The following is a 19,952-nucleotide window of genomic DNA, read 5'->3' on the forward strand; positions in this document are numbered from 1 at the left end:
ACAGGAATGGCGCATTACCAGCAGATTAATCGACTGCATTGACATAATTTTATCGTTAGTTACGTTTAAAAAATAACGCCCAAGCAGTCATAAAAACCAGACTCCCTTGCTAAATTCTTTATAAATAATCATGTTTGTAGAGCATATTACTAACACAGGTCTAATTATTACACGTTAGTTCTTGATCCGTATGCTGTTACAGCAATACTATATGTAAAACCTATCTATGAATAACGTGGCGTAATGGAAAGCATAAAAATTGAAGGCTTAAAAAGTCTAAAAAATAGCGGTTTTGTTGATATTAAACCCTTAACTTTGCTCCTTGGTGAAAACAGCTCAGGTAAAAGTACTTTTTTAAGAACTTTCCCTCTTCTAAGGCAAAGTACGGAGTCCTATACAAGAGGACCATTGCTTTGGTACGGATCGTACGTTGACTTTGGCTCTTTTGATGATGCAGTTTCAAACTTTTCAGATGACAAGTCCATTAGCTTCACTTTCAAAGTTAAATCTAAGTCTATTTTAAAAGTAACACCTAAAAGTTTCGCCTCGAAAGCTGGAATATTTACAGGTGATATAGAAGCAACTCTTACCGTAGTAAATGATGGTAAGAATGGCCAAACTCGAGTACGAGCAGTAAAAATCAGGCATAATAAAAATGAAATTGAAGTGTCTTATGGAAAAGGCCACAAGATAATTAGTGTTATTAGTAATGGTGTTAATTTAACCGATAGCTTTGGCTCCGTAACAATTATGCCAGAAAAAAATAAGTTATCATTGTTCCCTCATATAAAATTTTCAAATGAACGTTCTAGTTATACTGGAAAAAGTGATTATCAAAACGATAGTATTATAGAGCTAATAAATAATTGTATCTCAGAATATGCGCATGGAAAAAGCAACCTAACAAACCTGTCACAAAAAATATTAAAGCAACAAACAATGCCATTAAGTGATTTTATTGAAACGTTTTCAGAAATTTCCCCAACAAATACTTGGAAAAAAAAGACATCCGGATTACATAAGAACTTAAATAATATTGAGCGAATTCATGCAGCGATATATGCATCAAGAGCCCCTTGGTTTTTGTTATACTAAATGTTTATATGTCCAATGAATTTAGCAACTTAAACTACGTGGCACCTTTGAGAGCAACCGCTGAAAGATATTACCGTAATCAGGACTTAAATGTTGACGAAGTAGATTTTCAAGGAAAAAACTTAGCCATGTTCATTTATAACCTTGGTGAATCTAAGAAGGAAGAATATAAAAATTGGCTATCAACACATTTTGGTTTTTCAATAGATTCAATCTCTACTGGAGGTCACCTTTCTCTAAGAATAACGTACAAAAACTCAGAGCAATCATATAACATAACGGATATGGGTTTTGGTTTTTCTCAAATATTGCCAATTATTACTCAATTGTGGTTCACAAGTATTAACAGAATAAGTTCAAGGCCTAGTTCTAGAAAATATTATCATAACACTAAGTACTTAGTTATTGAGCAACCAGAATTACATTTACATCCTAGATTTCAAGCAAAAATGGTTGATGTTTTTATAAAAATGATCAATTACTTGAAATCTGAAACGCAAGATATAAACTTAAAAATAATTATAGAAACCCACAGCGAAACCATTATCAATCAAATAGGTCATAGAATTAGACAAGAACCAAATAGTGATAATGAGGTTGATAATGAGGTTGATAATGAGGTTGATAATGAGGTTGATAATTACGACAAATTAAAACGTCAAGCTAAAGCATTAAGCACTATAGATAAAAAAGATGTGTCTATCGTGATTTTTGACAAAACAAGTGCAAACAATCCAACTGACGTAACTTTTTCTAGTTATGACTCCGAAGGTAACTTAAAAGATTGGCCATGGGGATTTTTTGAGCCGGAGTTTGACTTATGATCATAGAAATTCATGATTCGATAACTGCTGGTTTAAACCATCTAACAGATGATGAAAATAATGCTCTTGTTGGTTTGGCCCTATCACGTTCTAGAGGTTATAATTTTATTATAGCGAGTAAAAAAATATTAACTTCTATTATTTCAATAAAAGACTTAGGGAAAATGTCTATAGCTACATATAGAAAAATATATACAGACCAAGTCAGATGGAATAACTTATTAAAGTCTTTCAGTTTTAGAGTCAGGATTGTTAGCTCTAACCAGAAAATCTCTACTCAATATGAAAATAATGTAGAAATACTTCAAATACCATTAAAAGACTTACTTTTCTATAAATTAGATGATAGAGCGTCTCTGATAGCTGAAAACTTAACCGATATTGATTTTTATACTAGGGTTTCAATGTCCTATTTAAAACATAAAAATATAGTCATTGGTTACTCTTACAATGAAATCAATGGCGGAGGTGATACGACTAAGGAGGTTGTAAAAAAACATTATCAATCAAATAATGGCGTGTCATTATGTATCTTAGACAGTGACTTCAAAACTCCTTGGAGTACATACGGTACTACAGCACAGGGGTGATTGATATTATACCAAACGAGCCCTATGCTCGTTACATCACAACCAAATCTAGAGAAGCTGAAAATATTATACCAACTAAAGTTCTTGACCATTTTGCTAAAAAAAATAAAGTATTAAAAAATAATATTGATAAAATAAAAATGCTAATTGATGATAAAAATATTGATTCCAGCCCAACAAAATTTATTGACTTTAAAAAAGGAGTACGACGTCAGCTTATAAAAACTACCTGTCCAGATACTAATTTATTTTGGGGGGATGCTTTTAAAAAAGCAGGGTTAGTAAAAGTATGTAATCAGAAAACAGGTTGTACAAGCGTTAAGACTTGCTGCTGCTCACTAATTGATGGTTTAGGTACTGATTTATTGAAGTGTACCGTAAAACATCTAAAGGAAAACAAGCTTGACTTTAACGATGTTGACGATTACTTAAAGCCTGAATGGGTATTTTTGTGTGAATCAATTATCCCTTATATAGTTTCACCTTTAAGGAAGTCCAGCTAAATAAAAGACTAAATACAAATCAATTAACTTATTAAGCTAGATTAAACAATTACTCACTAGCTTAAAAAATCAATCAAAACCATATTGTTATCAATGCGAGTTCTGATTTATAGATATCGACAGCAATTATCCTTCAACAAAGGATAATTGGGTCAACCTTACATCTGGCCTATATATTTTTATATTATTCCTAGACAGAAATGAGTTTAACTTTAAGTTAAACTCATTTCTGTCTACATTCTAGCTAACCTGAATGAACAAATACCTCTAATCACTGTATCGATAACAGAGCCCCATGCTATTTACTTAAATTCAGTTCTAAGCTGGGCTATCTGCCTGTCAATCATAGAAACCTGAGTATCAGCTTGCTGAGTGACGGCATTCATCTCTTGCGCTAAGCTTTGTTGCCAGGTCGCACCGGCTAAATTGTTCATAGCTCTACGGCGGCTGTTTTTAAGCTCATTTAGTCGGCGATCACGTTTCTCTATTGCTTTTTTTCGCTGGAGTTCTAGAGAATAAATCTCGCGTTCAACTTGTTGATTATTAATATAGGTTTGGATATTTTGTTTATCTAATTTATGGTTATTTTCAACTACGCTGCCGACATGACTTAAATCAAGTGCTTCGGTTCCATCATCACACGGATCTGCCTGATAAACACCTTCAGAGCATTTGTAGACTTCACTAATAGCCATCTCAGGTACCAGTAAAGAAAAAAATAATAGGTATCTCATAAACTTCCTCCTTGAGCCTCAATCCTACACCTCTATAGATGAGTGAGGCAAGTCTGCGGCCACACCTAAGATACGCCCCTCTTGCACGTAAACCCAAGTATCTATGGTGCCAGTGCCTATTGCGTTAATACTGCCGCCACTGGCGCTGCTAACAGTTAAGGTGCCATCGATATTCACTTTAGTCACCTTCATGATCTGCCTTGGGTTATTGAAGGTCTTCTTCAATTGCTTAAACATATGATCACTCCAAAGACTCTATGACTGTGATAGCTTGCTCAATTGATACCTCCCCCTGTTCTGACACGTTGACGCTAATATTGACGCTATCACAAACACTCTTAAATAACGTGGCGCCATCACGAACACCAACCAACATTCCCACAGTTAACGGCGGAATGTCAGCCATGATAGGTAAGGCGATATTATGGATCCGCTTTTTTCCTGTGTCGGCAAGGGCCACGGTTCCCGCTATTCTGGCGGCTTGATTATCGACAATTAGCTGGGCACTGATATCTGAGGCATTAACATTACCTAAGGTACCCGCTCGCTTAACCTGACAGCTCACCCCTTGTTGTTCGCCCCGGATCCACACACTATTACAAAGTACCTGGCGCGTTTCTCTCATTGAATGAGAAAGGATCACCGCTTCATGTACTGTGATATCAGGATTGGCGCCCGACATAAGCCAAGGCACTGTGGGCCAACGTGGAACGACTGTTAAAGTCTGAGTGTCATCATCACTCAGCACCATACAACCTACTTGCTCGGCGGCATCATTTATCGCCTCTAGCGGAGATGCTCCCGATGTAGAGTATGCCCCTGCCGGTACAGTGAAATCAGCAAGACCCGCCAGGCTAACTGACCAAGGTGAAAACTGGATCAAGTCGCTCAGTATCCCAGCAAAAGATCGACCTGTTCCATTGGTATAGCTAACGGGTAGCTCATAGGGCGTGGCTAGTTCCGCGCTGCGACTGCGACCATTGGCAGTAAAAGTATGAGAGCCAAACAACTTGCTCTCAGCCTTTTCTTCACAAATAAAATAAAAGTCATAGCCATTTAGGCTTAACTTCAATAGCTGGTTTTCTGCATTTTCGGCATCGATACGGCTGCTAAAGCCAATACTGACTGATTGTGAGAACTGGCCACGGCTATGGTTTAGGCTCACGCTATTGATCACTATTCGCTTGCTGTCACTCACTCTTATGCAATCGATAGTTGGTTGCATGATATAGGCTCTCCTGAGTTGTGGCTCTATGGGAACTTCAAAATCTATCGGGGGTAAACTTGGGTTTGCATTGATAAGGCCACCGCCATCATCGTACTCACACACCATAGGGGATTTAACAAAGCACAAAGCGATTGGAGATGATGAGTCAGTCCAAGGTTTAGAAAAGCGCATGCTTACTTTTCCAACGGGAAGTCTATAGTCATCGCTACATTGCCACGATGACTTATGCGGCCCCCATGTTAAATAATGAGAAACATCAATTACAGCTGAGGTATTAAAACTCAGCTCATGTTGAGCCTGTGGCTTATCGAGTGTTTCCCATACCGGGATAAATTGAGAAGACAAGGCCGCAAAATCTAACCAAGAAAAGGCCTGACGAACCACATAGACTAAGCCTTGGCTGTAAGCTATAGCTGTCACCCGTTCTTGTATTTTAATGCCGCCCCAGGTTGTTGAAAAGCGTTTAAGGTGGGCTAAGGTACCAGACCAGACACTGGCAACGGCTATCATGTGAACAGGCGGAATATCCCAAGCAAAACTAAAACAGTGTTGCTTGGCTCGCTCTGACAGCCAGTTAAGCCCCTTGCTCGCCTCAAGCTGAGTGCTCTTATTGCTCAGCCTCTGGTGAGACTCAGTGACAAGAGGACTCACCCACACAGCCGAAAATTGCCTGGTGATGCTATTCACTATCGGCGGCTCTGGATCTATCCCTCCCGTAAAGCTCAACTTTATCGGGCTAGTTGCATTAGGCCAAGGGGTGTCGAACCTGAGTTTTAAATCAATACCCGAATCGAAGCGCAATGATATTGGGCTGACTACTTCACCGTTTTGTTTAGTGATGAAACTAAGTTTCATTAAATAATTACCGTGAAAGGATCTATCTCTTGCAGCTTAACGCCATCCATACAAACAGCATTGTACTGGCCATTATCATCGAGAATAACGACGAGAATGTCATGCTTCTGAGCATATTTTTGATTGAGAACTAATTTTACTATGCCGCTTGGAGGAACAAGATGATGAAAAATTGTTTTAGCCGTATTTCGATTAATTATCATAAACCTTTCTGCATTCAAATCTGCATCCAGTTCAAATAATGCTTGCTTAAAGTTATTGCTGGTATCGACAAGAACCTGATTTAATTTGTTAATCATACCAAGACTCCATATTGACCCAAAAATTACAGCCGCCATTATGACCAGAATGTATTAACCAATGCTCTTGCTCTCCAATCATTGAGGTTTGAGGCCATAATTGATCTGAATACCTTGGGGCTTGAGTTTGTATTAATCCAGGTACATGACCTCGATAAGCGGGGTGTAGAGAACTGTCACCAATTCGAGTCCCTTCCGAATCAGCATTGATCCCTGTTGTACCTGTAACTGTATAACCATCTATAGAAATTAATGGTCTGCTATACACTCTAAATTCTGAGGGAACACCGTTTGTTGTCGTTGTTGGAGATGTGATAAATTGACTTAATAACTCCATAATCTTGCCATGATTAGTACCATTGCTCTCGTGCATAAATCCTATAACACTGACTGGACTTAGATACGCTAAACTCAAAGACCAAGAGGCCGATATTTGATCGGCGTGAGCAGCATAAGATAGTAGTGTAAAACGATTTAAATCATTAGGCACAAACGAATCTATATCGCCGCAAAAAAATGCAACGTGGGCAGATGTCCCCATTTTCATTGTTAGCTTACTATCATAAATCGCAAACAGATAAAAACCCGCACTAGTGCCTATTAAGCACCATTTAGTTATGCGGCTATTACCACCAAAAGCAAATCGTTTACTGGCACAATTTATCGTTGTCCAATCTGGGTCATATTCAGTCAGTAGCGGTGCAGTTTGTAAATAAACAACTCCACCAACGGGATCTGCTCCCGTCTTGCATTTTATCTGAACATAAGAACCGCTAGCCTCTGCCGATGAATTTCTAAAAACAGCCTTAAACCCATCAGGGCTCACAAATGGCATTGTCCACCCAAGAGATGCTTTAGCCCCATAACCATCAACGAGGCATTTTTTAATTATATCAATGTAATGTGATGGCTTAACTTGGCTATTTGGTAATTGTGGCGCACCGGGATCGTCCCAGCGATAAACGGTTACTGGTAATGACATCGTTTTGTCCTGTATTAATTGAGGTTGTGGTTGGGGGTCGAGTTAGGCTTCGTTGCCGCGATAAACAAGAGTGGTTTGGTCTTTAGTGACAACGCTATGGCCAGATTCGACCACTCGTATAGGCATAATGCCGCTGCCTGCAGCAACGCTCTTAAACCTCACTGCTTCACCTGGTACCCAACCACCGCCGAACGCCTCTTTAGGTATAGTGAGGTAAGCCTTACCCGCTAAGGGGTTTAGCGGGATGAAGTTATTGAGGGTGTCACCCGAGGCGATAAAACCGACTCGGCGACCAATAAAATTAAAGGCGGTAGCAGAGGTAAATTGGATCAGCCAATCCTCATTAATGGCGGCGTCATTAGTCACCAATATAGGGTAATCAATAGTATTCATTGAAGCTGTGGCCCCTGGCCCGTCAACGTCCCAGTTATCATTCCACGCGGCTAAATCTCGCACGTTCTCAATACGTGCCTGTTGATCACCAAGTATCTGTACACTCGATACTGTGGCGCCAATTGGGTAACTTCTCGATAGCGCTTTAGCTAACTGCAGTTGGCCCGACTCCACCGATGTCACTAAGGCACGTTCGCTTAATGTATCGCTGAGAATGAATGGCGCGGTAAAGCCAGTAAAATCACTGTTTAATGTGATTACGCCAGTGGCCTTATTCACACTGTAATGATCATCGGTACCCGTCCAAAGACTTGCCCCGAGCGAATCTGTAATATCGACAAAATCAGCATCGGCCCGGATATTAACTGTGCCACCAGGTGCAGGGGAATTTACCGCCTGAAACTGCACATGCTGAATTGATATCGTTCCCCAAGGGTGAAAGATATCAACGAGTCCTTTTTCCGGCAGTCTTAAAGGATTGAGGTTGTAGATCTCCGGGGGCGGCAATAAGTCCACCACTTCACTAATGTCATAGCGCAAAGTGGATAACTTAACCGCTTGAGAAAAGCTGATAGCAACAAACCGACCTGAGATAGAGCCGCTGATACTGGTACCAGTAATGACCCCGGCTTCATCACTACTCGCACTTAACAATGAACCTGTAACTGTTTCAACCTGCAGATAAAAACTAGTGAGTAAAATAGCGTTGTAAGGAATAGAAAATTGTACCCCGGTATCTGACTCACTGCCGCCGACCAGCGCATGATAACTAAGGAAGCTAAACCCTTGCTCTAGCATAAATGTGCCATCGCTATAATTTAAAATAGCAGCTCTATACTCAGAGCCATCGCCTCTACGCACGTAAAGACCATCTTCAAGCTCATAAAGTCGCTCTGAGCTAGAACCTATGGCCCAGTTAACGGTACCAGTGAGTGTTCCTCTGATAATTTCTTTCCCTGCAGGGAATATATCCGCATGATAATAAACGGCATAACGAATACTTGAAATATAGCTAACCGTAACTGCAGTATTGATATCAGGTTTACGCGATAAGGTGGCACTAATCTCATTGTTAGCCACGGTAACGATGGCATCAGCACCATTATACAATTGGCCATTAGCGATATATTGAATCTCAGGCGTAAAATCAACGGTAGCAAGATCGCTTTGCAATACATCGTTCACAGTAAAGAGATAAGTCTGGGCGCTTGTTGCTACTTGGGTGAGGGTTTTCTTAACGAGATCTGCACCGTTGGTACTCAGAGATAAGCCTGCATGACTAACCGAACTGCTCACAGTAGGTAGCAAACTTTGTACTGTCTCTTCGACCCTTAATATTTGGCCTGCGCTGACCTCTGTTAACTTACTCACCCCATGATATTTAACTTGCGAGGTGCGGGTAATCATTCTCAGCACAGTGCATTGCGATTCAGTATTAATAACTATATCACTATCGGGTGTGGCAAACGGGATACCTGGCTCAAAGGTGATCATGCCATGACTTGAATTACCACCACCTCGAGTCACTTGAGCATAATGCGTTAAGCGTGGCCAATTTCCATGTTCAGCACCGTCATATTCGACACTGATAGCAATAATATCCCCCACTCTAAGGCTGACATATTGAGGCTCATTACCTGAGTAATCCCAGCGAGCAAGGTTAGCGGTACTAAAGGCATTTTGATACTGCAGAAAACCCGACATTCCCGCCCTGAGTTTTTGCCCGGCAACAACATCACTCTCGAGCATTTCACGCATATCAGACAATTTAGCGGCATCAGTCATACCGCGAGACTCAGCGAGTAACATGGTCACTAGTGGATCACTTGGGGGCTCAGAGAAAAATACATGAGCATCGAGTAAAGTTTCTGTGCCTGGAGTATCTAAACTTGGGTAACACTTCACAATGTCGATAGCACTTTGGGCATGATCAATGTCAGAGATAGGCAGGAATAGATCATTAACCTTGCCATTGGTCACTTCGTTTCTTGTTCTTAGTCCCCCCGCATTATCATCATTGCCTAAGCGTTCGGGCTTAAAGAGCTTTAAATCATTTCTGTTCATAGGGAGCCTACACGGTTAAGAATCGAAACGTCGCGTCAGTGAGATCGTTATAACCGCCAAACTCTTTAAAGAGGTCGGTACCTGACACTGCGGCGCCTTGGGAATGATCCCAAATCACTTGAAAGCTTTGGCCATCGATAACCAAAGTAAATTCGGTGAGGGTGATAAAGCTGTGCTGTTGAACCTGTTCAAACTCAGTTCGGGTTATCCAAGTATCTGAGGTGCCAAGCACAATGCTTAGCCCTGCTGCTATTGGCACTTGATTGATATGAGGAGCCCCATTAAGGGCGCGGATCATACTGGTAGCCACTCGTTTTTGCTTATCCCTGTTAAACCATAACAAGGGCTCAGAGAGAGTAATGATGTCTATCTCGGTCATTATCCACCTACTTGCTGTTGGCGTGTCATTTCAGCCATAAGCTCAGCCAGAATGCTCTTTGATGTCTGAGTATTAAACCGCTTACTACCTATCTGTAAAACCAAGACAGTTTCGTCTAACGATGAGGGCAAGGGTTGAGGGGTTGGAGTGGGTACCGGGGCGATATATTTTGTTGCTGCTGGGCTTGGCTTAACGGACGCGGGAGTGGGTTTAACCTGCTCGGTATCATTCTGCTGGCGACTGGCCTTGTCTGCTTCCTTCTGAGCCTTGAACTCAGCCATCTTCATTGAATGAATACGCTTAAGGATCCGTTCTGACTCTTCAAGCTGGGCGATCAGGTTTTCATCACCCGTTCGCCTGGCTTTAATTAGCTGCTCATTGAGTTCGGCAAGCTGGCGCTCATACGCACGCTTCTCAATCGCGGCATTATCGCCCTCTAAACCATCGAGCTCATCTTTGAGAGATGAAAGAGTGTCTTTAGCACTACCCCGCAACTCATCCATTTTATCTTTGGCTTTATCGATAGCCGAGGTGAGCAAGCTCATATCTTGATCGTTAACCAGTGAAAGACTACGGGAGGCCATCTCGGCTTTACGCACCAACTCTACATTGGCGCCGCCTACTCCATCTAATGCCTCGGTTAATCTTAATAATTCCATTCTCTGTTCATAATAAGCGAGCTTGGTTTTCTTGCTTGCTATCACGGTTTCAATAGCGAACGATCTAATGCCGGTGAAGTCAATAAATGCAGCGAAATCATTCTGTATGTTGCCAAGCTCTACGCTTAGGCTTCTATACTCCGCCCTGACCTTCTCAAGCTCAGATGAATCATCGACTAACTTATTCTGGTGATAGAGTATGTTTTTAAAATAAACCGTGGCCCCTTCACTCAACTCGGCGATATCTGCAGTGACGGACTGCAGATGATTAGTGAACGCTTGAGCTATCGACACCAAAGCGTACCCAGCTTTCTCTGCACTTTTGGTGACAGTGTTCATGGTATTAGATATAGTGGTACCAATACCTTTTGAGTCCGTTTCAACCTTATCTTTGGTATTGCCAGTTTGTTTCCCAAGGCCTTTTTGAACTTCATTGAGTCGCTGATATTGCGCGATAACTAGTTCAAGGTCGCCAGTTAAACCTAAAGCAGCAGCTTGCTGGCGAACAGAGGCATCAACTTGCTTATCACTGGCAGCAGCAGCCTGAACAGCTGCCTCGGCATATTTCAAAAAAGCCTGATTCAATTCATAAGTTGAAACAGCTCCTTCTTTCGCTCCCTTCTTAATAACCTGATAGGTTATTCTTGCAGCTTGTTCTTGATCTCTTAACGTTTTGACCGTCGTGATGCCCGCCTTGACCATGATATCTTCAAGTTCTTTTGCACTAGCGGCCTGCAGTTGTTGTAATTGGGTTTGTTTTTTCTGAGTAGCAGCCAGCTTTGCGGTGATAAGTTCTAAAGATTTCTGTGCAGTTCCATATTTCTCAACTGAAGCTGTACCTTGAATAAATGCTCGGCGCACCTCAACTAATGTTTGCTGTGCGAGTTGCTGCTGGACCAATAATTCTGCCTTAGTCGCAGCCGTAGCCTTGATAATAGCCAGCTCTAATTGCTGCTGGTTTTTAATCTGCCCCTGCTGGGCAACAGAAAGTTCCAGGGTGACTCGACCGAGATCATTCTGGGCTTCCATGAACAGATAACTGGCTTCACCACCTTTTTGTGCACCATCAACCAACTCAGTATAAGCCTGCTTAGCGGCAAGCTCTTGTGCAGTAAGTGTTTCAATCTGTTTATTACCTGCAGCAACAACCTTTTCGGCCTCACTCACCTGAGTCGTGGTGCTCTTTACTGCTTCGCTAGCTATTTTTTGATAAGCGGCAGTAGTATCACTTTCAACGGTGTTGGTAACTTGTGCCCAAGCAGTTTTGATATCTTGACTGTCTTGTTCTAACTGCTTTAAATAACCGGCAGATAAAGCGTTAAGTAACTCAGAGGCTTTACGAATTTTAGCCGCACTTTCTTCACCACCAAGAGATTCAACAAATATTGCAAAACCTTCTGTCATCAAGGCCCAACTTTTAGTGGCCACAGCTGCAACACTAACGATGCCAGCACTAATTGAATTCCAAACTAGTTTTAATGAACCTGAAATAACGTTAAGTGCTTCTGCAAATGCAGTGATGTTGTCAAGCATCCCCTTTAGGCTGCTGCCACCATCCCTTAAAATAGATGAGAAAAACTGACTAATATCCTCAGCTGCCGCTTTAATTTTTCCATCTTGGTTTAATCTGTCGAATTGTTCATTAAGGTCCTTGATGAAATCAACGGCTACCTGATAAACACCAGAATCAGCAATGATCCGTTTGAACTCTTCAAATTTATTGGAGATCAGATTAACTTGGCCAGCTAACCTGTCGAGGCTTTTAGATGCTTGACCGTTGGCTTGCTTACCCATCTCATTAAAAAGGGCGGCAAGGGTTTCGCGACCAAGCTGGCCACTTGCTGATAATTTTTGAAGCTGAATTGTATTTTTACCAGTGACCTTCTCAAGCAGATCCCAAACAGGTACACCCCGTTCTACCAGCTGCAAGATCTCTTCACCCTGCAGTTTTTGTTTAGCCCATGCTTGACCGACCGCAAGAATAATCCCCTCTAACTTCTCCTGACTCCCGCCAAGCCTAGCGTTGTAATCGACCATGGATTGCAATGCACCGTTCATGGGGTCGATACCAAAAGTTTTCAAAGAAGTAAAAGCAGTCCTTACGCTCTCAAGACGTGTACCGGTTTTATTGGCAAACTCTTTTATCCAGGCAGTCGCTTGCTCTCCTTGTGCAATTGACCCCATCATGGCAGACATTTGTACAGTAAAAGCCCTGGCATCATCACCTGTAGTCAAGATCCCTTTCAAACTTTCCCACAATCTATCAATACCAATATAGGCACCAGCCATAGCAAGTAGACTTTGTGTAGCCGAGCCGATAGAACCACCAAAATCACGGGCTGATTTTTTCGACTCTGTAAGTAATTTATCATGGCGAGAAAGTTGTTTATTTACACCACTTATCGCGGTCTTTGCTGCAACTTGTTGTTGCTTTAACTCTTTGCTGGCATCGGCCAGCTTATCCATTGAGTAACCGGCTTTAGTCAGTTTATTGGTTTGCTGCTCTAGCTCAGTCTTATTCTTACCTAAGCTGGTCGCTAACTTGTTAAGCTCAGATCTTGCGTTCTTAACCTTAAGGGTATACTCGGCTTTCTTACGTCCAGCCTCATCGGCACTGGTACCAATGGCATCGAGTTCATGACGCTGCTTGTCGAGGGCTATACTCAGAGCTTTGGCGCTGGCTTCTGTAGTCGATTGTGCTTGCTCTAATTGCTTAAGATCAACGCTGGCTTTATTGAGCGCAGCGGCTTGTTCCTTACTGGCCTGACTGCCCTTTTGTTGTTGTGCTGTAAGCTTATCAACTTGAGCACGAGTATTTTCTAACTGCTGTTCATACTGGGCTAGCTGTGTTTTGGCTTGTTGATATTCTTGCTCGGTTTTCTCAGTTTGGGCTGATGCCTCTTTATGCGCACCATCAAGCAGCTTAACAGCGGTAATGGCTTGTTTTTGTTCCTTGACCAACTTATCTAGGGCAAGGCTATTATCGGTATAGGCTTTTTCACCTTTACTGATAGCGCGAGTCAGATCATCCATCGCGCCTACGGCACCTTGCAGATCTTCAAGCTCATGCAAACGTTCATTTAAAATTTCACTTTGCTGAGCCAGATCAGCCAATGCCTTTTCAGACTTATTGGCTTCTGATGAGAAAAGGTCTTTACCTTTGATGATCAGGTTGACGACTTGATCTTTAAAACTCATCGATAACACTCCAATGGATAAACAGGTTCAACAAAATGAAAAAGCCATCACCACTCTCGAGTTATCAATAGTGGTGATGGCTTAAGGGATCACAGAACAAAAAGAGTGTTAGGCGGCACTTCGAACAAAGAATTTCGACTTACCGGTTGCAACAATAGAAGCATCGGCCAGCACGCCGCCCTCAATGTCGAATGAACCAAAATCATCACCAATCAGATCAAGTGAAGAAGTTGGGCTTGGCTTCCACTTGTAGAATTTTAAGGTCCAAGGTTTACCCGTGGCATCGTTAATACCGTCAATAACCACTTTCACCTCTTTGCCTGATTCAACCAGCGCTTGTAAGGCGTTGCCTGCTTTTGAGGTATAGCTCACCTTAATGGCTTGCCCTTCAGTCATAGCACCGGTGCTTAAAGGTCGAATACCACCAGCGCTAACAATGTAGTCAACATCGACATCATAAGTGGTGGTGCCAGCCTCATTCTTCAGCACAGGCGCAATACTTGTGTCGATCATCTTTGTAGTATCACAAAGGCCATCCAGAACGGCAGTCAATGGCTCATCATCCACAGCACCAGCAGCAACGACTTCGACCTTGCCACGCAAACCAAGAGCCATATTTTCATTGCTAAAATCATTCATGGTGGCTGATAACTTCACCGACTTAATCTTAGTAACCTCAGCAGAGTTCCCGCCGCCACCGCGATAGTTCGGTTGAGATTTGGTTTCTTGCTCGATATCAATTTTAACGCCGCTGGCATTACCGACATCACGACCATCGACATACATAATGCCTGAGCCGATGTAGCTCTCGGTTACTGTTTCACTCATAGTAAATCTCCAAATGTAACGGTTTGAGTTATTGAAAGGGTGATCACCGCTAAGCCATGCTTTTCATGAACTTCGGGCATAATGTATTTACACGGTTCTGGTTCAGTAAAGCTGATCACACTTGTAAGCCACGAGGGTTTAGCCGGGTTGCGTTCACCTTTGAAAAACGCCTCCCGGATCTGCCTGACAGCATTAATAAGTTCAGCGGTAGGCTTAGCCGTTGAGGTCAACTTAACCCCCACAACCAGTTGCAAACGCAACTCGTCTTTATAGGGATTGTTACCTGAGGGGATTTCAGCAGAATCTTGATGAGGTTGAACAAAAATAAACTTGCTCTTGCTGGCTGATGATTGCGTGTAGAAACCTTCACGCACGTCAAATCCATCAACCGCTTCAAGGCGGGTGATAATTGCATCTATCATGAGATCCCTCGGCTGATTAAGCCATGTTAAGTCATATGTTTGGTATATCGATCACGAAGGTAATGACTGATTTTTTCATCTATCTCCGGACGAATAACCCCAAAGCTCCCCGCCACTGATGGACCATAAGACGCCTGTTGAATGTCACGCCAACTGTTATCACCTTTCTCTCGAATAGCCATTAACGCATTGCCATTGCGGCCAGTGAATTGAAAGGCGCCACGAAAGATGTGGAATTTATTACGAAGCAAACTGATGCTATAGCCTGAACTAACTTGGCGAGCGGGTTTAGTCTTGGCGTTGCGAGTTCTTCGAGTATTAACGAAACGGGTCAAAGTACTGGCTCTATACCGTGAATACACTCGAGCCTGTAAAAACCTAGGTTCAACTTGGAGCTTAATATTGTCATCAACATAACTTCGAGACTTAAAACCATACCGATTAAACACGGCATCTACCGCCTGAGCTTGACCGTATATGGCAGTGTCTTTAATTGCTTGAGCAATTGCAGGGGCTTGCTGGCTTCGCATTCGCCTGAGCTCTTTATTGACGGATTCAAAACCTGTTAAATGCACCTTATTACTGGCCATAAGTTGCCCTCTTCACGCTAAATTTCTACATAGATATAAATAACGCTGATGTTATCCACCTGGTAAATCTGGGTTAACCGGCACTGCTTACCCGTAGATTGAAAATCACCTTGCCCATCAAGAATGCCAAGTTGAAACAGATCATCACAATGAACAGGCCCATCACTTAGCAGAAACTCAGCCATTGTGACGGGTTGAGGTATGTACTCTTGCGAGGTATCTGGCTCCGTGACATGAGGAACGACACTACGATTAGCAACGATCCCACCCGAATCGGGAGTGAACTGACAGGTATCAGCCAGTTTACGAAAAGCCCTTTCGAGCTTAACTGCAGCCTTAACCGCAAAACTAGGCATTAATTTTGACCCAAACAGTATCTGACGGGTTACCAGCTGCAGCCCATGCTTTACCCGCTGACGTATTACCCGAAGCTGTTGAGGTAATGTTGCCATCGGCCTTAATGTAAATTTGTGCACCTTGACCGATATCGTCAGCTTGCACCTTAGGCAGTTCAAATACACCGGTGGTGACAAAGGTTCCTTCGTTATTAGCTTTCACATCACCTAATGCAACAGCAACAAGCTTACCGATTAAAGCCGGCGCCCCACTGGGAACATCGGCAGCGGGAGTATGATCAATAGTATTACCATCACAGATTTGATTCTTCATAACAGGTTTCCTGTTTAATAAAGCTGAAATAACAAAACCGCCCTAGAAAATGGCGGCCTTAATGGATCGAACAAGCAGATTAAACACCTGTAGATTTAACGAGTCCTCGATGATCGAGTGGCGCAACACCTGCATCGATTCGAACTTTAGTGGCGACACCATCGATGCTAAAACCGTCTTGCTGCTCAATATAGGGCGTGTCGATACCGTCTAGGTAAGCGACTTCGATAGTGTCACGACCTTGACCTGCTGCAAGGTAGTATGCCTTGTCGCTTGAAGCTTTAAGACGCGCCTCGGAGATCACTTCGGCAAAATCTTGCATTGGGTTAGCAATGCCCGCATTGGTATCGGCACCTTTAACCGAACTAGACTTGATGATCTGGGTCAAGGTACGCTTAAGGTTAGGAGGACACAGCACAAATTCTGGCATGATGTTAAGCGCGCGCGGGTTCTTACCGCCTGTAGTTTGGCTCTCCATTAGCTCAGCCAGCACACCTAGCACTTCGACACTTGGCGCACCGCCGCCCAAGTTGCCATGTTCGGCATGAAACAGCGTTTTACCATCGGCCATTTTGGGGTTACCGGTTAAGATTGCAAACACCAGATCACCGATAGTGCCTTTTGCTGCCATCCCCATTTTCATAGGGATTGATGTGAGCATATCCATATCATCATTGATGATGCACTGACGAGTGATAGAGAAAATTTCACCATAAGTGGCCAGCGCAATATCGGCACCTTTATCACCTAAAGTGATGTACTTATATTCAGCCCCTTCACGTACTTGGCGCAAACTGCCGAACTCTTCTAAGCCCACACGCTTGGAAACTTTAAAGTCTCCAAGTTGGCCTTTTTTAGTGAAGCGCTCAAAGGTTTCTTGGGCCATTTCCCAGCCTTGTAGCACCGATTTATTGGCGACATCAAGTAAGATGTTGCCAAAATCCGATGAGCTGTGAGTAAACGCCAGGCCTACCATCTGCATCTGGTTGAGCCCCGCAATGCCAATACCACGATCGGCAAGAGAAGCACGGGCTAACTCTTTCAAGTTATAGCTTGAGTAACCATTATCTTTTTCAGCTTTAACCTGGCCAGCACGCGCCATCAAATGCGCACTGATAGAGTCCCCCACTAAATTGCCGTTACCAGAATGAATAATCACACTTTGAGGCTGGGGCGCTGCTGGATCTGTATTTTGGCCAAGAGCAGCTAAAATTTTGTCTTTAGCACCTGAAGCATCTATTGTCGCATCGGCAATACAGGTATTCTTTAATTCTCCAAACTGAGGAAACGAAGCAAACGCCGCATTAATTCCGTCAATTCGCTCTTTATTCATCGTTGCCGCAGCGGCAGAGATATCAGCTTGTGAGGGTTGATTTAGTGCAGGGGTCGCGGGAGTTGGCGTATTGGTAGCACCTGGATTATTACCCTGTGGTGCAAACAGGTTTTTTAGAGCTTCTGGCATATTGGTAAAATCCTTCAGTCGTTTCGAACTTAGTGATGCTGCCATCTGCAGCGGATCGGTTAATGTGTCTGCAAAGCCTTTTTCAACAGCCTCGCTACCAGTGAGCCAAGTTTCACTGGCGAGTAAGCTATGGAGATCATCATCGCTGAGCCCTGTTTTTTGCGCATAGGCTCCAATCAGGTTGCTTTCGACCTTATCGAGCAGATCGGCATATTTGCGCATATCGTCGGCATCACCTAAGGTGCCACCCCAAGGTTTATGCACCATCATCATGGCGTTCTCTGGCATGATGACCTCATCGAATGCCATGGCGACAACTGATGCCATAGAGGCAGCAAGCCCATCGATATAGCATACCTTTTGCGCCGGATGACCCTTGATGATGTTGTAAATCGCCATGCCTTCAAATACATCGCCACCCGGACTATGGATTCTGGCAGTGATTGAGCTCACTTTGCCTAGAGCCTGCAGATCTTGGGCAAACTGCTTAGCGGTAATACCCCATCCACCAATCTCGTCGTAGATCATCAACTCAACATGACCATTTTGGGCTTTTAACTGATACCAGTTTTTATCAGGGACCGACTGATCATTAATCGCCTTGCTGGCCATGCCTTGCGGCGCGGTTAGCATTGCGCTTGTCGGCATTGCCGCGAGCATTGCTGTTGCTAGTATTGTTTGTTTCACTGTTAGGTTCTCCAAGTGAAGGATCAGGGTCGTTGGCTGTCACCATGTTGTTGTCGCGGTTATACTCCACCTCGCGTTTACGCTGGCGTTTCACTTCCGCAGGATTTCGGCCCCGGGCTCGTGCCCACTCGGCCTCGGTTGCCGCATTACCGGCTATCATCATTTCCCACCCCTCAGCCTCTTTCCTAGGGTCTATCCAAGGCATAGTTGGGCCGTAATAAACACCATCAAAAAGGGTGTTGATATCGAGGTCTACAGGCAGAATTAGTGGGTCAACTTTATTTAGCTGCTCCATCTTGAGCCAGTTTCGATAAACAGGTCTGGACCACCCGGCACAAAACCATTGCTGCATGATGCGGTTTGATTCGTCTTGCTCTACTAGCTCTTGGCGCTGACTGGAATAACTTCCCTTATAATCCCGGGCAATAGAGGAATAACTACCACTAGTACCCGCCGCCGCGGCTTTCATCTGACCATTACGAAAATCAACCAGATGAACATTGGGGCGATTAGACTCGAGAGTGTCGATGTCTTCACCTGGTGCCAGAGTTGTAGTCATGCCCGGACCAAATTTTATATCTTGGGTCTTTTCTCCCTCAGGATTAAACAGATCAGGGGACCCACGCTTGATAACAAAGGCTAATGCCGCCGAGATCCGCGCCGCAACCCGCTCCGACTCTTCATAGTCTTTGATATCTGCCAGGCGAGTCATAATGCCGTGAAACAAGCTAATGCCACGTAGCTGGTGCAGACGCTTAAACAAACCAAGGTGCAACATCTTAGCTTTAGGGACTTGCTTCGTTTTATAACGAAAGCCTTTCTGATCTGCGGGGTGATCGAGCAATACATGGTAATTAACCACCTGGCCCCAACCATTCACCTCAAACCCTTGTCTGATCCGCTTAGCGATATCATTAAGTTCATAAGGAATAAAATCAGGCTCTAACGCTTCTATAGAGTAAGGCGTTCCCTGCTCGTTGGGATGAATGAGCTTAGGGACTTTACCAAGTACATGCTGACCAAATACCTCCCCATCTCGTAATGCTGTGCGCAACGCTAAACGCTCAAGTTCGGGTCGAGAATAACGACCTGTAACATCTGGTTTTAGAGACCAGTTACCGAAACGGCGTTGCAATTCATTAGCAAAGTCATCAAGAATATTCCCTTCAAGATCACGAGGCTGAGGCTCTACGACTATTCCTTGAGCCCCCACAACTCGCTCCTCCATTCGATCAAGAATACCGATGCTGAGATCATGATTCTCATCTAACCAGCGAGCCTGCTCACGCAAGCTTTTACCTGCAGCAAATACAGCTTGGTTAGCCCCTCTTCCCTCTTTTTTAGCCTTGTGAGTTCGACTAGACTTTGCAGCTTCATAGCCTTTTATCGCATCAAAGCTTTGTTGTGCAGCTTCTCTATTTAATGCCCACCTTGGCGAGATATGAGAAATAGCATTATTTATCCAGCTCATTATTTTTCCTTAAAACATTG

General features: G+C 43.4%; 19 protein-coding genes. 4 read left to right on the forward strand and 15 right to left on the reverse strand.

Annotation, left to right across the window (positions count from 1 at the left end; genetic code table 11):
* Positions 1-243: 243 nt before the first annotated feature.
* Genes FM037_RS16405 through FM037_RS16420 form a run of 4 tightly spaced genes read left to right on the forward strand, consistent with a single transcriptional unit; the run spans position 244 to position 3,012 of the window.
* A complete protein-coding gene (locus FM037_RS16405) occupies positions 244-1,095 on the forward strand; it encodes an AAA family ATPase (protein WP_144046853.1) in 852 nt (283 codons plus the stop codon).
* An 8-nt stretch (positions 1,096-1,103) separates the two neighbouring features.
* The gene (locus tag FM037_RS16410) at positions 1,104-1,919 is read left to right on the forward strand and encodes an AAA family ATPase (protein WP_144046854.1); all 816 of its coding nucleotides are present in this window, start codon (positions 1,104-1,106) and stop codon (positions 1,917-1,919) included.
* On the forward strand, positions 1,916-2,509 hold the full coding sequence (locus FM037_RS16415; protein ID WP_144046855.1) for a hypothetical protein: 594 nt from the start codon (positions 1,916-1,918) through the stop codon (positions 2,507-2,509). The genes FM037_RS16410 and FM037_RS16415 overlap by 4 nt, the downstream gene beginning before the upstream one ends.
* Positions 2,506-3,012 carry a hypothetical protein gene (locus tag FM037_RS16420; RefSeq protein WP_144046856.1) on the forward strand — a complete coding sequence of 169 codons (507 nt, stop codon included), beginning with the start codon at positions 2,506-2,508 and terminating at the stop codon, positions 3,010-3,012. The genes FM037_RS16415 and FM037_RS16420 overlap by 4 nt, the downstream gene beginning before the upstream one ends.
* Before the next feature lie 302 nt (positions 3,013-3,314).
* Here the strand turns inward: FM037_RS16420 and FM037_RS16425 are convergent, their stop codons facing one another.
* From FM037_RS16425 to FM037_RS16495, 15 genes are all read right to left on the reverse strand, one after another.
* Positions 3,315-3,707, reverse strand: a complete 393-nt coding sequence (locus FM037_RS16425) for a hypothetical protein (protein WP_229380917.1) — start codon at positions 3,705-3,707, stop codon at positions 3,315-3,317.
* A gap of 63 nt (positions 3,708-3,770) precedes the next feature.
* Entirely contained in the window at positions 3,771-3,983 is a 213-nt protein-coding gene (locus tag FM037_RS16430; protein ID WP_144046858.1) for a hypothetical protein, read from the reverse strand.
* 4 nt (positions 3,984-3,987) lie between these two features.
* The gene (locus tag FM037_RS16435) at positions 3,988-5,829 is read right to left on the reverse strand and encodes a hypothetical protein (protein ID WP_229380918.1); all 1,842 of its coding nucleotides are present in this window, start codon (positions 5,827-5,829) and stop codon (positions 3,988-3,990) included.
* On the reverse strand, positions 5,829-6,128 hold the full coding sequence (locus tag FM037_RS16440) for a hypothetical protein (RefSeq protein WP_144046859.1): 300 nt from the start codon (positions 6,126-6,128) through the stop codon (positions 5,829-5,831). Before FM037_RS16440 ends, FM037_RS16435 begins: the two co-directional genes overlap by 1 nt.
* Positions 6,121-7,110, reverse strand: coding sequence for a hypothetical protein (locus tag FM037_RS16445; protein ID WP_144046860.1), 990 nt, complete (start codon positions 7,108-7,110; stop codon positions 6,121-6,123). The genes FM037_RS16440 and FM037_RS16445 overlap by 8 nt, the downstream gene beginning before the upstream one ends.
* A 42-nt stretch (positions 7,111-7,152) precedes the next feature.
* Positions 7,153-9,567 carry a hypothetical protein gene (locus FM037_RS16450; RefSeq protein WP_144046861.1) on the reverse strand — a complete coding sequence of 805 codons (2,415 nt, stop codon included), beginning with the start codon at positions 9,565-9,567 and terminating at the stop codon, positions 7,153-7,155.
* 7 nt (positions 9,568-9,574) lie between these two features.
* The gene (locus FM037_RS16455) at positions 9,575-9,946 is read right to left on the reverse strand and encodes a hypothetical protein (RefSeq protein WP_144046862.1); all 372 of its coding nucleotides are present in this window, start codon (positions 9,944-9,946) and stop codon (positions 9,575-9,577) included.
* Positions 9,946-13,803, reverse strand: coding sequence for a tape measure protein (locus tag FM037_RS16460; protein WP_144046863.1), 3,858 nt, complete (start codon positions 13,801-13,803; stop codon positions 9,946-9,948). Before FM037_RS16460 ends, FM037_RS16455 begins: the two co-directional genes overlap by 1 nt.
* A 108-nt stretch (positions 13,804-13,911) precedes the next feature.
* The gene (locus FM037_RS16465; protein ID WP_144046864.1) at positions 13,912-14,631 is read right to left on the reverse strand and encodes a phage tail tube protein; all 720 of its coding nucleotides are present in this window, start codon (positions 14,629-14,631) and stop codon (positions 13,912-13,914) included.
* A complete protein-coding gene (locus tag FM037_RS16470; RefSeq protein ID WP_144046865.1) occupies positions 14,628-15,053 on the reverse strand; it encodes a hypothetical protein in 426 nt (141 codons plus the stop codon). Before FM037_RS16470 ends, FM037_RS16465 begins: the two co-directional genes overlap by 4 nt.
* A gap of 26 nt (positions 15,054-15,079) precedes the next feature.
* On the reverse strand, positions 15,080-15,643 hold the full coding sequence (locus tag FM037_RS16475; protein WP_144046866.1) for a hypothetical protein: 564 nt from the start codon (positions 15,641-15,643) through the stop codon (positions 15,080-15,082).
* Between the two features lie 17 nt (positions 15,644-15,660).
* The gene (locus FM037_RS16480; protein ID WP_144046867.1) at positions 15,661-15,999 is read right to left on the reverse strand and encodes a hypothetical protein; all 339 of its coding nucleotides are present in this window, start codon (positions 15,997-15,999) and stop codon (positions 15,661-15,663) included.
* On the reverse strand, positions 15,992-16,312 hold the full coding sequence (locus FM037_RS16485) for a DUF2190 family protein (protein WP_144046868.1): 321 nt from the start codon (positions 16,310-16,312) through the stop codon (positions 15,992-15,994). The genes FM037_RS16480 and FM037_RS16485 overlap by 8 nt, the downstream gene beginning before the upstream one ends.
* 79 nt (positions 16,313-16,391) lie before the next feature.
* Positions 16,392-18,461: a ClpP-like prohead protease/major capsid protein fusion protein gene (locus tag FM037_RS16490; RefSeq protein WP_229380919.1), complete on the reverse strand. Its 2,070-nt coding sequence runs from the start codon at positions 18,459-18,461 to the stop codon at positions 16,392-16,394.
* On the reverse strand, positions 18,367-19,932 hold the full coding sequence (locus FM037_RS16495; RefSeq protein WP_144046869.1) for a phage portal protein: 1,566 nt from the start codon (positions 19,930-19,932) through the stop codon (positions 18,367-18,369). Before FM037_RS16495 ends, FM037_RS16490 begins: the two co-directional genes overlap by 95 nt.
* Positions 19,933-19,952: the final 20 nt, after the last annotated feature.

Source organism: Shewanella psychropiezotolerans (genome assembly GCF_007197555.1).
Classification (GTDB): Bacteria; Pseudomonadota; Gammaproteobacteria; order Enterobacterales; family Shewanellaceae; genus Shewanella; species Shewanella psychropiezotolerans.

Coding starts and splice junctions, on each gene's coding strand:
- FM037_RS16405 (WP_144046853.1), top strand. CDS start 244: ATGGAAAGCATAAAAATTGAAGGCTTAAAAAGTCTAAAAAATAGCGGT.
- FM037_RS16410 (WP_144046854.1), top strand. CDS start 1,104: ATGTCCAATGAATTTAGCAACTTAAACTACGTGGCACCTTTGAGAGCA.
- FM037_RS16415 (WP_144046855.1), top strand. CDS start 1,916: ATGATCATAGAAATTCATGATTCGATAACTGCTGGTTTAAACCATCTA.
- FM037_RS16425 (WP_229380917.1), bottom strand. CDS start 3,707: ATGGCTATTAGTGAAGTCTACAAATGCTCTGAAGGTGTTTATCAGGCA.
- FM037_RS16430 (WP_144046858.1), bottom strand. CDS start 3,983: ATGTTTAAGCAATTGAAGAAGACCTTCAATAACCCAAGGCAGATCATG.
- FM037_RS16435 (WP_229380918.1), bottom strand. CDS start 5,829: ATGAAACTTAGTTTCATCACTAAACAAAACGGTGAAGTAGTCAGCCCA.
- FM037_RS16440 (WP_144046859.1), bottom strand. CDS start 6,128: ATGATTAACAAATTAAATCAGGTTCTTGTCGATACCAGCAATAACTTT.
- FM037_RS16445 (WP_144046860.1), bottom strand. CDS start 7,110: ATGTCATTACCAGTAACCGTTTATCGCTGGGACGATCCCGGTGCGCCA.
- FM037_RS16450 (WP_144046861.1), bottom strand. CDS start 9,567: ATGAACAGAAATGATTTAAAGCTCTTTAAGCCCGAACGCTTAGGCAAT.
- FM037_RS16455 (WP_144046862.1), bottom strand. CDS start 9,946: ATGACCGAGATAGACATCATTACTCTCTCTGAGCCCTTGTTATGGTTT.
- FM037_RS16460 (WP_144046863.1), bottom strand. CDS start 13,803: ATGAGTTTTAAAGATCAAGTCGTCAACCTGATCATCAAAGGTAAAGAC.
- FM037_RS16465 (WP_144046864.1), bottom strand. CDS start 14,631: ATGAGTGAAACAGTAACCGAGAGCTACATCGGCTCAGGCATTATGTAT.
- FM037_RS16470 (WP_144046865.1), bottom strand. CDS start 15,053: ATGATAGATGCAATTATCACCCGCCTTGAAGCGGTTGATGGATTTGAC.
- FM037_RS16475 (WP_144046866.1), bottom strand. CDS start 15,643: ATGGCCAGTAATAAGGTGCATTTAACAGGTTTTGAATCCGTCAATAAA.
- FM037_RS16480 (WP_144046867.1), bottom strand. CDS start 15,999: ATGCCTAGTTTTGCGGTTAAGGCTGCAGTTAAGCTCGAAAGGGCTTTT.
- FM037_RS16485 (WP_144046868.1), bottom strand. CDS start 16,312: ATGAAGAATCAAATCTGTGATGGTAATACTATTGATCATACTCCCGCT.
- FM037_RS16495 (WP_144046869.1), bottom strand. CDS start 19,932: ATGAGCTGGATAAATAATGCTATTTCTCATATCTCGCCAAGGTGGGCA.